Consider the following 12,840-nt stretch of genomic DNA (forward strand, 5'->3'; position numbering starts at 1 on the left):
GCTAGGCGTTAAACGATCCGAGCTCCCCCAGTTGCGCCGGGAGAGGTGATAGAAACCTGCGGAACCACAACCCCACTGATTCCTCCGCCCAACGTTACCGTAGCGGCTGGTCCGTCGACTCCGCTTGATCGGCCCACTCGCCGGCCAACTGCTCGGCCAGCTCGATCGGGTAATCGGAGTCCAGTTCAGCAGCTTTGAGCGCCTCGGGACCCGTGACGCCTGAATCCGCCAATGCCAAACGACGACGGGCGTCTTGCATTTTGACCCAGCCCTCGTACGCAAACATGCCGCACAACGCGAAACAGGCAATCATTCCCAGCGGTTTCAGGATTCCCGAGAGCGCGCCCGTCATGTTGAACAAGAAGTAGATCGCAACAGCCATACACAGTGGCAATAAGGCAATGCCGAACTTCGTCAACGCTGCCCACTGCAGCTTTTGTGCTTGCAAGCGGACGCTTCGCTCGACCGCGTTGCGAGCAGACTGATTGGCCAATTCTCGCATTGCAGACATGTTGCTGTTCCGCTCCGGGGCTTGGCTGCGAGGAACCAGCGGTGCGTCGTAATCAATGGGCACCGTTTGAGCGGTTGACTCGGACAGCGACTGAGTGCTCTCGCCGATGTCGTTGCTGGTTTGAGTGTCCTTGCTGAGCGTTTGACTGATCTTTTCAGTCTGCCCCGTCGACGTTGTGGTTCCCGCTGAGTCACCTTGAACTCGCTGCAACAAGCGATTCATGTAGGCTTCGATGGAGTCGTCTTCCGGATCATCGACGCTCGCAGCTGGTTCTTGCTCGACAACCGGTGATTCGACTTGTATTGGAGTCGGAACCGTGTCGCCATACTCCATTTCGTCGTCGATCGTGTCGGCTGGCGAAGCATAATTCCATGATGACGCCTCGGCCTCGGGCTCGTCTTGTCCGTACGATAATTCCGCAAGCGACGACAATTCCGCAAGCGACGACGGAGAATCCATCACGAACGTGCCATCGGGCGACTCATCCGAGTCGGAATGGTAGGACGAATAGGGGTCGGAACCGGTGTGCGATTGCATCGATTCATAAGAATCTGCCTCGCTGTATCCCGTTTCGCTGTATCCCGTTTCGCTATATCCGTCTTCGCTGTATCCGTCTTCGCTGTATCCCGTTTCGCCGTATCCGTCTTCGCTATATTCGGCCGGGAACCCATAACCACTAGGGCGAGAGTATGAATCGTCCTCTTTCAGGGCTGACACAGCAGAGTCATGGCCGGCACCGAATGATTCCGGTTCGCCGAAATCGTGATCATTTGACTTCGCTTGGTCCAAGTCCCGGATCAACTGTTCGGCGAGGCTTCCAGCCTCAATGTTGTCAGGCTTGGTCAACTCCTGGACGGTTGGCCGTTCGGTATCCGTCGGGGATGGCGATTCCGTTTCGACGAAGGAATGACTTTCTGCGTGCCGTGCCCAGTGATGGCTATCGCTGGCGATGGGCTCGTCCACTGGCAAATCGTCCACTGGCAAATCGTCCTCAGCGGCCAACGCCTGATCAAGTCCGTGCTGGATTTCGTCGATGGTGTCTTCCACGGCGATTTCGGGTGCCTCATCCTGCCAACTCACACCGGCGTCCGTCGTCTCGTGATTCTCCGAAACGCGTTCTGCGATCGGCGTGGACCAGGTGGATTGATAAGTCGGCCATGCGTCGGCGGGGTCGTCCGCATGCTCGATGGATTGATCCTCGCCCAGTGGTTCGGTGTGTCCCAGCGAAGTCTGTTGGGCAGTCTGCTGGTTCGTCTCCTCGGTATCCAATTCGTCTGCCGCTTCCCTGACGAAACTCACTGGATCGGAGACGACCAAAGTAGACTCGACGGGAAACTCATCTTCGTTACTCGTTTCCACTTCACCCGACTGCGAGCCGGCCAATGATGGCCACTGCGGAGCAGAGTCGTTCAGCCGAGCAGGGTCGTTCAATCGGGCGAGCGTCGCGTCGTGATCCAACTGGATCTGTTCCAACTGACGTTTCGCCGATTCCAGTTCACTGCTGAGTGCGCCCCAAGCTTCCTGCGTCGGGCGTGATTCGGCATCGGCTTGGGCATCGTCTCGCTCGCGGCTGGTTGTCTCCAGGTCACGTGTCAGAGACGTGTTGACTTCCTTGAGTTGTGCCAGTTCCGAATTGGCTTGGGCCAAATCGACCGACAGTTGCTCAATCGTTTGACGCAGCTCCTCGGCTTCGGAGAGCCAACTCTGATAACCGGACTCGTTGTTCGACTTGGTTTGATCGATCAGCAGTTCCAGCTGTTTGATCGATGCTTCGGCCCCCTCGTAATCAGACCGCAACTGCGACGCTTCTTTGTTGGCCGCGGCAACGGTCGATTGCAGACGCTGGATTTCAGCGTTGAGTTCCTTGACAAAGGTCTCATTGGCCGCACGGACGGACAAGTGCGACTGTACCTGGCGTTTCAGATCTGCGATCTCTCGATCGCTTTGCTGTGTCCTCGATTCCAACGCAGTCGCTGCCGCTGCGGCGCGTGACTCGGCATCGGCCAGTTGCGTCCGCAATTCCGCGAGCTGCTTTTCCGATTCTGCTTCAGCGTCGGCCAATTCCTGAATCAATCGGGAGATTCTTTGCTCGGTTTGGGCACCTGCTTGCGCGCTTTCGCCGAGTTGCTGCTCAAATTCCCAAGCACGTTGCTCGTTTTCCTCCGCGCGTTGTTGAGCGGCGGTCAACAACTCCTCGGCTTGAGCGACATTCAGCTCCAACTGCTCGATGCTGGCCTTTGCTTCGGCCTGTTTGGATTCCAATTCCTCTTGCGTTGCGGCCAGTTTCTCCTGGGACACCCCAAGATCATTCGCAGCGGCCAGCAGTTCTTCCTGAGCGACTTGCAGTTCCGTGCGAGCGGACGCCAGCTCAGCCAGAGCGGACTCATGCTGCTGTTGGGCTTCCAGCAATTCGCGTTGGGTCGTTTCCAGTTGGGACCGAATTTGTGTCAGTTCGCTGGCAGACTTGTCACGTTGCTGGGTCAACGAATCCAGTTCACGACGCGCCTGGTCAAGTTCAAATGACAAGCTTTCGCAACGCGCTTGGGCTTCGCCGCGTTGGGCCTCGCACCGCGCGTGCGCGTCGATCGCCTGATCACGAGCGACCTCCAGTTGTTTTCGCAGTCGCGAGTGTTCGTCACGTTGCTGCTGTTCGCGGCGTTGCAGTTCGTCGTATTCGCTGCTGACACCGGCAAGTCGTTCATTGAGCGAGGCGAATTGATCTCGCATCGTTTGGACGGCAGCGGTCGCCGACTCCGCCTGTCGTTGCGACTGCGCCAGTTGCTCGGCGGCCTCGTTGATCTTTTCCTGGTGTTCTTCCTGCAGCAGACGAAGCTCTTCTTTTTGAGCCTCCAGCTCCGCCCTTCGCTGCTTGAGCAACTCGTCCTTGTTCTTTATCTCATCCGACTGCTCCAGATTGGACTGACGCAGTTGTGTCAGTTCGTCTTGGCTGGTGGAGAATTCGTGCAGGATTTCACGGGCTGCGTTTTCCTGTGCGACCAGTTCCGATTCACGGATGCGTAGTTGCTCGGCGCGATTCCAGAGCTCGCTTTCGCGTTGACGCAAGGTCATTTCACGGTCGTCGCAGCGATTCTCCCTAGCTTCGCACTCTGCATGCCGCGCGTGCCATTGCTCCGACAGGTCAGCTATCTTGGATCTCAGGTGACGATCTGTCACTTCTCGCGGCGTTTCGAACTCGGTCAATGATGGCGCGCGACGCGGACCGTCCGACTTTGGCTCTGGTGCGGAGAGCAACTCAAATTTGTAGCTGCCCATTCGGATCACGTCGCCGACCCGCAGTGTCGATTCGGTTGCCCGCGCACCATTGAACTCCAGCGGTACGGAGTAGGCTCGCAGCAAGACGCGGTGGGCGTCCCGCAAGAGCACCGCGTGCATCGGACGCAGAGTGTCGTCGCTGAGCTGAATCGAACATCCCTCGCCGCTACCGAAGGTGTATCGATTGCCCGTCAGACGCAATCGGCGCACGGGGGCTCCCGGCTGCATCACACGGAATTCGATCGCCGCTGACCCGAACGAATCTCTGTCCGATGCATCTCTGTCGGATGCATCGTTTGAGGAGAACGTCGTTCCGCTCAAAGTACTGGAAGCACCAAAGGGGGAGTGGCTTCGTTCGTCAGCGAGGTCGGTTTGGTCTGTGCTCACCGCAGGCTTCCTTGCTTGCATTTCATCAAAAAATCCATACGAACTGAGTCGAATGGACAATGTCACTGTCTGTGTTTCGGATGATCGGGTGGGTGCTGTGAACCAAATTAGGCCGGTCAGAGGGGTTTTGTCGGCACGGTCCTGGATTCGGGCGAACTGGCGAATCTGGGGGAAGTCCGTGGTAGGAAGGGCGCTCAAAACGACGCCAACGGCACGTCGCTGCGGGAAATGTCCGACCCGCTGGGGACAAAATCAGCCAATTTCCCACCCATAAAAAACGCGTCATTCGTCATCTTTGGCGTCATCAGGGTGATTCGTGGGCAAGAGGCCGTGGATTTCCGCGCTGACTTTGCTGGACCGCTTCCTAACATAACGATGCCAGCAGACCCCACCCCTTTTCTGACCACCACACTGGTGGGGTGCATCAAACCGGAAATCCTGCAGTTGCGTATGCAGTGAATGTCTTGCGTCGATGTCTGGCGGTGGTCGATTCAGTAAGCGAACCCAAGAGGTCCCTCCCATGACACGTAAACAAGCGATCGAGAAACTCAAGGCAACGTTGATCCAACGACGCGAAGGATTGCGACGCACGGTGGCGGGTGACCTGAAACTGCTGCAGAAAATGCATCGCCCCAAGAGTGGTGACATCTTGGACGCGGTTGCCGACTCCGTTCAGGACGAGTTGAACAGTCAACTGCTGGAGGCCGAAAGCAAAGAGCTCCAGGCGATCGACGATGCGATCGCAAGAATGGACAATGACAGCTATGGCATCTGTGAGGGTTGTGGCAAGTCGATCCCGCTGACACGTCTGCGTGCCGTCCCGCATGCGAACGATTGTATCGAGTGCCGGCGACTGCTGGAGCGAAAACGAAAGCACCCCGCGGCCAGCATGAATCGCGTGTTCGACCAGTACGAACCTGACCCCGTTTGAGTGAAACCTCGCAAGAGCTTGATTCAACGCCGCATTTGTAGCAGTGCGTCGGGCTGAATGATCCGTACGGGTCAACACGATTCAGTAACCAGTGACAAACATGACGACCGAGCATCCCAACCTGTGTTGGATTGTTCGGTCGTTTTTTGATTTGCCATCGATGCGGGTTCTGTCATATGCCCCGCGCAGGGATGCCAACACAATGTCTTAAAAAGTGGACGAGCGATTTCGACGATGCGTAGAATGCGACGCACTCCCTCGTCGATCCTCCCTTCCCATGTTTCATTGACTCGTCCTATGGCACTACTGCAGACTTCCATTCCGCGCTGGGCGCAGCGACTGGTTTGTTCGCTGACGCTCACCGCGATCACAACAGGCGTCGGTTCATCGCTCGTTCATGCCCAAGACGCCGATGCGTTTCGATCTCGGTACCCGATGCCTCACGGTTCCGCCGACTTGGATGAAACTGGAGCCAACAGCGATGGTCGCTCTGTCAGTGTTCGTCGCCCCCCTGTCACGATATCGCCCAGAAACGCAACCGAAGCGTTGGTTGATCAGAATCGTGAGCAATTGTTCAACGAGCTGGCAGAGGAGTTCAACGCATTCGATCGCTTGGGCAACCTCGTTCGTCGCGTTTCGCAATTGGTCAAGCCAAGTGTGATTCACATCGAAGCCCACAAGACACAACGCCACGAATCCTATGATGAAGCCGGCAGCGGAGTGCTGGTCAGGCTGGGTGGCGGCGACTGGGTGTTGACCAATCGACACGTGATCCTGGGCTCGAAACCCAATGAAATTCTGTTGCGTACCGCGGACGGTCGCGAGTTTCATCCGACCCGCATCGAGGCCGATCCCAGCACCGACGTTGCTGTGATGCAAGTCGTTGGGCTGCATGTGCCTGCGGCCCGCGTCGGTGATAGCCGAACGGTCGAGATCGGAGACTTTTTAATCGCGATCGGCAGTCCGTTCGGTCTTAGCCACAGCGTCACCTTCGGGATCTTGAGCGCCAAAGGACGTCGTGATCTTTCCCTAGGTGAACAGAAGATCGACTTGCAGGATTTCTTTCAAACCGATGCCGCGATCAACCCGGGCAACAGCGGAGGTCCGTTGTTGAACCTGCGAGGCGAAGTCATCGGACTCAATACGGCCATCGCCAGCAGCAGCGGTGGCAGCGAAGGAATCGGTTTCGCCATCCCGATCAACATGGCGATCAAAGTGGCAGACGAGTTGATCGAGCATGGTGAATTGCGACGCGGTTACTTGGGTGTCACCCTGGATCCAGATTATCGGCCCGGCAGCGGGACATCTTTGCCGGGCGGTGCCTTGGTCAAGGATGTTCGACGTGGCTCGCCAGCCGAACGAGCCAACTTGCAACGCGGCGACGTGATCATCCAGTTCAATGACACGCTGGTGGACAACGACGATCATTTGGTTGCCCAAGTCGGCATGACAGAGATCGGCTCGCAGGTGCAGATGATCATCTATCGTGACGGCAAGCGTTACCGAACCGATGTCACGCTGACGGACGTCAACTGAACTGGACCGGGCTGGACCGTGTCAGACGGGTTCGTCGAGCCCCAACAAACGCGTCAAAGCGGTGTCCACCTCAGCGAAACCGCTTTCTGTGGAGTTTTTGGCTCGGGCAATCGTTTCCAGACAATCCCGTTGCCGCCTGTTGAGCGGCACGGGCTCGCCCGTCGACGGCGGTTGCGGAACAAGCCTTGCGATGATCTTGGCCATTAGCTCGGGTATACCGACTGCTGTGGTGGCAACCGTGTACAGCACGTCCGTTTGTTTACGCAGATCTGGGCTCCCTGCGAGCAAGTCGACTTTGTTGAGGACATGCAGGATCGGCAGCGGTCGCAGCGCCGCGACTGTGCTCGACTCTAGCCATGCAAGCGAGTCGCTGGTCGGTGGGGGAGATCCGTCTTGTGCTTGCCGTACAGCAACTACCAAGTCCGCTTCGGCGATCGCCGATTGGGCTCGCCGCATGCCTTCTCTCTCGATCGACTCGCCGCCTTCGTGCAAACCTGCGGTATCACGAAAGCGGATCGGCCATCCGTCGATCACCGTTTCACAACTCAGCACGTCACGCGTGGTGCCGGGCTGATCCATCGTGATCGCGCGGTCGTAGCCGATCACCGCGTTGAGCAAACTGCTCTTGCCCACATTGGGCGGCCCCGCCAGCACAACATCAAACGGCGAGACCAAATGCAATCCGACGTTGGCGTGTCGCAAGATCGCAACGGCTTGCTCGCTCACCTCGCCCCAAGCGTCTCGATCGCTGCGGAGCCGTGTTCTGCTATCGATCGCCCAGCGTGTCATCCCGCCACGGACTTGATCCAACGCGATCGCCGCGGTTCGCTGTGTGGGGCAACGAATCAGAACCTCAAGAGCTTCGCGGACCAGTCGCCCGGTTTCCGAGCTGTCTCCATCCGTTGCAAATTCGTCAGCCAACACTTCGATTGAGGAAACAATTTGACAGCCCAGGGCCGCTAGATCGTCCAGGATCCGCCCGACAGCGGCTTGCCCGCCGTGGCAGTGAATTTCCATGCGGCCTCGGTCCAGCGGCAACACCACGACGGATTCCCCGTGAGTCACTGAACCCCCTGGCTTCGTAGCAGCACTGTGGGTCGCTTCGCTGTGCTGTTCTTTGTGCTGCTCTGGAGGTCCCGTCCACACGCCGTAGCGAATCTGATCCGCTTTCATCGGCGTTGCCGATGCGGATTGAAAGCAAGCTGCGATCAGACGGTGGACGTTGTCACTGGACTGCAGTCGATCACGCAATGCGACGACAGCCACAGCCGATCGACCGTCACCCGTCAGCCGACAACATTCGATGGAATTGCAGTCGGGGCGTGATTCGTGTTTGCAGCTTTCTATCATTTGGGGTAAAGACATTACACGGTGGTTGAATAGACTAGCGCGGCAAACATGTCGGATGCATGTCGCAATCAGAATTCATTGGAACATTCCGCACGCTACTGAGCTATGCCAAAGCAGCGACCAGACCTATCGTCCATGACAGACGAAGAGCTCCTGGACATGCGGTTGTGTGACTTGAAGCTGACGATCCGCGACACGCCGCTGGAGGCTCGGATCGATCAGCTCAACGGAGAGCTTCGTGATCGAGAACTCCATTTCCGTCCGCACTGTTGGCTGAGCGACGATTGGTACTCTCCCGACGGCATTCCCGGGATCGCGATCCCGTTTTATCTCGCTCATCCGCGTCTGATCCGGTTGGAACGCAAGCAGTTGTTGGAGGTAGAGGGTGGGACGCACCCGTGGTGCATGAAAATCCTGCGTCACGAAGCCGGTCATGCCATCGATACGGCGTTCAATCTCCGTCGACGCCAAAAGTATCGCGAAGTCTTTGGGCGGCCCTCGTTGCCGTATCCTGAGTATTACCGCCCCAAAACGCAGACCCGTGATTATGTTCTGCACCTCGACATGTGGTACGCTCAAGCACACCCGCTGGAGGATTTTGCAGAAACATTCGCCGTTTGGCTGCGTCCCGGCTCTCGCTGGCGCAGTCGATACCAGGGGTGGCCCGCGCTGAAAAAGTTGCATTGCGTCGATGAATTCATGAAAACCGCCCAGGGACGAGCGCCGAAGAATAACGTACGCCAGAGCCTCGATCCGATCAGTCGCATCCGCAAGACACTGCGAACTCACTATCAGCGAAAGCGTGAACACTACGGGTTGAACCATCCCAGTGTCTTTGACGCCGACTTGAGAAAGCTGTTTGCCCAACAAAAAAATGGCAACGGAGGTACCACCGCAGCCGCTTTCCTGAGCCGCAGTCGGGCGGAAATCCGAGAAGTGGTCGCGAAATGGACGGGCGAGTATTCCTACACCATCGACCAAGTGGTCCAAGAAATGATTGAGCGTTGCCGCGAAATGAAGCTTCGGGTGGGAAGTCCCGTCGAGCAATGCAAACGCGACGCCATGATCCTGGTGGCCATTCGAACGGCGAACTACCTCAACTCCGGTCACAGGCGGGTCATGCTGTGAGCAAATCTCGCGTTCTGGTCCTCGTTCGCGACGGGCATGTCCCGCCTGAGACACTCGAGGGTGTCAGCGACAAAAAACTCTACGCCTGGAAGGCCGAGTTCGATGTCTGTGAGACCCTGCGGCGTATCGGTCACGAAATCTTGCCGCTGGGTGTCTACGACGATTTGTCGCCGATCCGAAACGCCCTGAACGAGTTCGCACCGGACATCACGTTCATGATGCTGGAGGAATTTCATGGCGTCGTCACCTATGACTTTGCCGTGATCAGCTACCTGGAACTGATGCAGCAACCCTACACAGGATGCAATCCACGAGGGCTGTTGCTGAGTAAGGACAAGGCGCTGAGCAAAAAAATCCTCACCTACCACCGCATTCAAACACCTCGATTCGCCGTGTTTCCCGTCGGTCGTACCGTTCATCGACCCAAGAAACTCGAGTTTCCCCTGTTCGTCAAAAGCGTCGTCGAAGACGCTTCGTTCGGCATCTCACAAGCCTCCATCGTCCACAACGATGCCCAGTTGGCCGAACGAGTCGCCTTCATTCACGAACGCGCCAACGACGACGCCATCGCCGAGCAGTACATCGAGGGCCGCGAGATCTACGTCGGTGTGATCGGAAACCAGCGACTCCAGACCCTGCCGCCATGGGAAATGAACTTCGGCAGCTTGCCCGACGACGCAGCAAAAATCGCCACCAGCCGCGTCAAATGGGATCATCGCTATCAGGACAAACACGGGATCACCACCGACGCGGCCGAAGGACTCAGTGATGAACTGCAGGCTCGCATCAGCAAGACATGCAAGCGAGTCTATCGGGCACTGAACATGAGCGGCTATGCCCGAATGGACCTCAGACTCACCGATGCAGGTGAGATTTTCGTCCTGGAAGCCAACGCGAATCCCAACATCGAATACGGTGAAGACTTTGCCGAGTCCGCCGAATCCATCGGGATCAGCTACGAAACCCTGGTGCAACGGATTCTCAATCTGGGACTCCGCTACAAAGCCGACTGGATGACGGGCTGAGGCCGAAATGAATTTGCCCGCATTTCACGTCCACCTCTCCGCAGGCCGCCGCGCCTCGGACGAAATGTCGCTCAGTTTCGAAGAGGCGCAGCAGCGGCTCAGCGAGCTGGAGCGGCTGTACTTTGAACCCGACGGCTCGTTCGTCTGGGCAGGTGCCGGATTTCAGGTTTTCGGCATGCTGTACGACGCCGCCGGCAAATTGCAGTACGTCGAACTGCGGGGAAAATGCACGCTCGCCGCTTGGCGACGGCTGATCGAATGCTTCGTGACCATCAATGCGGCTGGTCAAAAATCGACCATCGTCGTCATGGTTCTGCCAGAACGACAGTGGCAAGAATTGCAAACCTTTGAAAGTTTGTTCATCGCCTGACGGATTGGGCTGTTGCAAAACACAGCACTTTTCCCCCGCCTCAACATCGAAAAAAAAGAAAAAAGCGGCAATTCTCTCGGTTTTTCATGGAAGGAAATTCCGTTTCGTGCGTCTAGTGTAGTGATTGGCACACTGGTTGCTTCTGGGGTGTCTCGCCAAGAGAACATCGAAATCGATTCCTGTGAAACGAATTTCGACGTGAAACTTGGCGGCACTCACGGGCTCTCAGAGCCATACCCAACAGTTGTTTCGGCGACTCACTTTTCATGAGGAAGGAAAAACCATGTTGACGATTGAACACATGACGGATGTTTTGGCTAAGCCCGCGATCGCTCATAATGAAACGCTGCCATCGGACGATGTCATCTCCCGACGGGTGGAGCGTATCCGTGCTCAGTGGAGCGAAGCCGAACGCGTTGCCCGCAAAGAAGAAGCCGAACGCCGCCTCGAAGCGCTGCTGGACACGTTGATGGCCGACCACGCCGCTTGATCAAACGCGGGGTGGTTTCCGAGTTCGACACGATGACTGAGTCGTCTTTGTCGGCGGTGACGACTCAGTTGTCATCGTCACTCAGGGAATCACCCCCATCGGTTTGATCGTGGATCGATTGGCCTGGGATCGCGCCGTGGTAACGGCTGGACTCCAAAAATGACTCCAACAAGACCAATGCGGCCACGGCATCAAGTCGCTGTTTTTTGCGACCGCGGGTCAGTCCGCCGCCGGACAAGCGTTGTTTCGCTGCCGACGTGCTGAAGCGCTCGTCGAACAGCCGCACGGGGACACCCGTTTGCTCAAACAACCAGCGTGCAAATGTTCGGCACTCACGGCTCTTCTGACTCTCGCCGCCATCACAGTGGATCGGCAACCCGACGACGAAACCAGAAACACGCTCTTCTTTGACCAGCGTTTTGAAGTACGCAGCGTCCTTGCTCGGCCCCGATGCCGGATACACTTCGTAGGGGCTCGCCAAGATCCTATCGGGATCACAGATCGCGATCCCGATCCGCACCGTTCCATAATCGACAGCGGCCAATCGCCCCGACTGTGGAAAATGGTCCGCGCTCGATTCGCCTGTGTTTGCTGACTGGTCGCTGATGTCTGTCATTCCGCCATCATAACCTTCACGCATTCCCGGTCATGCCCCCCCACGCCTTCCACTGGCCGCATCCAAATGAAAGAATCGTGCTAGTAGTCTGGGACAACTTATCTATAGGGTAGTGGATCTTGTTAAAGATCCTGTAGCGGTGGGATCATTGGCAAGATCCACTACGGCTAACCCAAACTTCTAGCTGTCCCAGACCATTAGTATCAAAGCTCAGCTCGCGGTTTGGGCACTCTCCCGCTCCCGCCATCTCACCACAATGGACCCTGCTCGTTTTGCTGACCACTGAATCATTTCGTGTGAAATTCCCCAACGGCGATCACAGCGTTGAGCTTGCCGGAATCGTGGATCGACCCCGTGAGCCGGCTCACCGCAACGGTCAAGCTCCGGTCGTTGTTTTCTCCCATTGCTTTACTTGCAATAAAGACCTCAAGGCAACGGTCCGCATCTCGCGTGCCTTGGCGAAGTCGGGGATCACCGTGCTACGTTTCGACATGACAGGATTGGGCGGCAGCGGCGGAGACTTTGCCGAGACCAATTTCACCACGAATTTGGCCGACTTGGCCGCCGCGATCCGTTTCGCCCATTCGGAGTTGGGGCCGGTCACCGGCCTGATCGGACACAGCTTTGGCGGTTTGGCGTCGTTGGTCACGGCGGCAAAACACTTCGCCAAAGGAGAAACCCAGGCAGACGCCTCGGTGCACTTGGAACATCTCAATGGCGTGATCACGTTGGCAGCCCCCAGTGACACCTCACACCTGGCAACACTGCTGGCCAGGATGAATCCAGAGATCGAATCCCTCGGCGCAGGCGACGTTACCATCGGAGGCATCACATGGACCATCCACCGGCAAATGCTGGAAGACTTTCGCCAGCATGATGTCACCCGGTGGATTCCCAACATTCGTTGCCCCGTGATGCTGATGCACTCACCGGTCGACGAAACGGTCGGCATCGATCACGCCCTGCGGATCATGAGTCTGATCAACAGTGCCGCTCCGAATACTTCGTCGTCGCAAACAAGCAAACCGGACACCAATGCGGTCAGCTTGGTGGCTCTCGCCGACGCCGACCACTTGCTGGTGCGCAACACGGACGATCTGACGTACGTGTCCCAAACCATGTCAGCGTTCTTGCACCGCTACGCGTCGCGAACACCGTCGCCCGACGTGGCAGATCGATAGCATCGCCCAACAGCCACTCGAAAGTCGCTCGACGTTCCACGT

11 protein-coding genes are annotated in these 12,840 nt (G+C 57.3%); 8 read left to right on the top strand and 3 right to left on the bottom strand.

All coding sequences use genetic code 11. The annotated features are described in order from the left end of the window. Positions 1–94 precede the first annotated feature (94 nt). Positions 95–4,171 (bottom strand): FHA domain-containing protein, encoded by a 4,077-nt coding sequence (locus tag Pla52nx_RS00445; RefSeq protein ID WP_197454858.1) that lies wholly within the window; start codon positions 4,169–4,171, stop codon positions 95–97. Positions 4,172–4,691: 520 nt separating this feature from the next. Here Pla52nx_RS00445 and Pla52nx_RS00450 point away from each other — a divergent pair. Both Pla52nx_RS00450 and Pla52nx_RS00455 read left to right on the top strand, forming a co-directional pair. After that, positions 4,692–5,102: a TraR/DksA family transcriptional regulator gene (locus Pla52nx_RS00450; protein WP_146521871.1), complete on the top strand. Its 411-nt coding sequence runs from the start codon at positions 4,692–4,694 to the stop codon at positions 5,100–5,102. A gap of 297 nt (positions 5,103–5,399) precedes the next feature. After that, positions 5,400–6,638, top strand: a complete 1,239-nt coding sequence (locus tag Pla52nx_RS00455; protein WP_231742237.1) for a S1C family serine protease — start codon at positions 5,400–5,402, stop codon at positions 6,636–6,638. A gap of 21 nt (positions 6,639–6,659) precedes the next feature. Here the strand turns inward: Pla52nx_RS00455 and Pla52nx_RS00460 are convergent, their stop codons facing one another. Then, positions 6,660–8,003, bottom strand: coding sequence for a GTPase (locus Pla52nx_RS00460; RefSeq protein ID WP_146521870.1), 1,344 nt, complete (start codon positions 8,001–8,003; stop codon positions 6,660–6,662). A gap of 120 nt (positions 8,004–8,123) precedes the next feature. On the opposite strand from Pla52nx_RS00460, the gene Pla52nx_RS00465 reads away from it, so the two are divergent. The 5 genes from Pla52nx_RS00465 to Pla52nx_RS00485 are packed head-to-tail and all read left to right on the top strand — an operon-like array spanning position 8,124 to position 11,001. Continuing rightward, the gene (locus tag Pla52nx_RS00465; protein ID WP_231742236.1) at positions 8,124–9,116 is read left to right on the top strand and encodes a putative zinc-binding metallopeptidase; all 993 of its coding nucleotides are present in this window, start codon (positions 8,124–8,126) and stop codon (positions 9,114–9,116) included. Beyond that, positions 9,113–10,141 (top strand): D-alanine--D-alanine ligase family protein, encoded by a 1,029-nt coding sequence (locus Pla52nx_RS00470; RefSeq protein WP_146521868.1) that lies wholly within the window; start codon positions 9,113–9,115, stop codon positions 10,139–10,141. Before Pla52nx_RS00465 ends, Pla52nx_RS00470 begins: the two co-directional genes overlap by 4 nt. Positions 10,142–10,148: 7 nt before the next feature. Beyond that, the gene (locus Pla52nx_RS00475; protein ID WP_146521867.1) at positions 10,149–10,511 is read left to right on the top strand and encodes a hypothetical protein; all 363 of its coding nucleotides are present in this window, start codon (positions 10,149–10,151) and stop codon (positions 10,509–10,511) included. Between the two features lie 12 nt (positions 10,512–10,523). After that, the gene (locus Pla52nx_RS00480; protein ID WP_146521866.1) at positions 10,524–10,781 is read left to right on the top strand and encodes a hypothetical protein; all 258 of its coding nucleotides are present in this window, start codon (positions 10,524–10,526) and stop codon (positions 10,779–10,781) included. Positions 10,782–10,794: 13 nt separating this feature from the next. Continuing rightward, entirely contained in the window at positions 10,795–11,001 is a 207-nt protein-coding gene (locus tag Pla52nx_RS00485) for a hypothetical protein (protein ID WP_146521865.1), read from the top strand. A gap of 64 nt (positions 11,002–11,065) precedes the next feature. Here Pla52nx_RS00485 and ruvX read toward each other — a convergent pair whose 3' ends face one another. After that, positions 11,066–11,641, bottom strand: a complete 576-nt coding sequence (gene ruvX, locus Pla52nx_RS00490) for a Holliday junction resolvase RuvX (protein WP_390620402.1) — start codon at positions 11,639–11,641, stop codon at positions 11,066–11,068. A gap of 272 nt (positions 11,642–11,913) precedes the next feature. On the opposite strand from ruvX, the gene Pla52nx_RS00495 reads away from it, so the two are divergent. Continuing rightward, positions 11,914–12,798 (top strand): alpha/beta hydrolase family protein, encoded by an 885-nt coding sequence (locus Pla52nx_RS00495; RefSeq protein ID WP_231742235.1) that lies wholly within the window; start codon positions 11,914–11,916, stop codon positions 12,796–12,798. The last annotated feature ends 42 nt before the right edge of the window (positions 12,799–12,840 follow it).

The sequence above is a fragment of the Stieleria varia genome (assembly GCF_038443385.1).
Classification (GTDB): domain Bacteria; phylum Planctomycetota; class Planctomycetia; order Pirellulales; family Pirellulaceae; genus Stieleria; species Stieleria varia.

Excerpts from the sequence above, each read along its gene's own strand:
- Pla52nx_RS00450 (WP_146521871.1), top strand. The coding sequence starts at position 4,692 with ATGACACGTAAACAAGCGATCGAGAAACTCAAGGCAACGTTGATCCAA.
- Pla52nx_RS00465 (WP_231742236.1), top strand. The coding sequence starts at position 8,124 with ATGACAGACGAAGAGCTCCTGGACATGCGGTTGTGTGACTTGAAGCTG.
- ruvX (WP_390620402.1), bottom strand. The coding sequence starts at position 11,641 with ATGCGTGAAGGTTATGATGGCGGAATGACAGACATCAGCGACCAGTCA.
- Pla52nx_RS00475 (WP_146521867.1), top strand. The coding sequence starts at position 10,149 with ATGAATTTGCCCGCATTTCACGTCCACCTCTCCGCAGGCCGCCGCGCC.
- Pla52nx_RS00455 (WP_231742237.1), top strand. The coding sequence starts at position 5,400 with ATGGCACTACTGCAGACTTCCATTCCGCGCTGGGCGCAGCGACTGGTT.
- Pla52nx_RS00485 (WP_146521865.1), top strand. The coding sequence starts at position 10,795 with ATGTTGACGATTGAACACATGACGGATGTTTTGGCTAAGCCCGCGATC.
- Pla52nx_RS00460 (WP_146521870.1), bottom strand. The coding sequence starts at position 8,003 with ATGTCTTTACCCCAAATGATAGAAAGCTGCAAACACGAATCACGCCCC.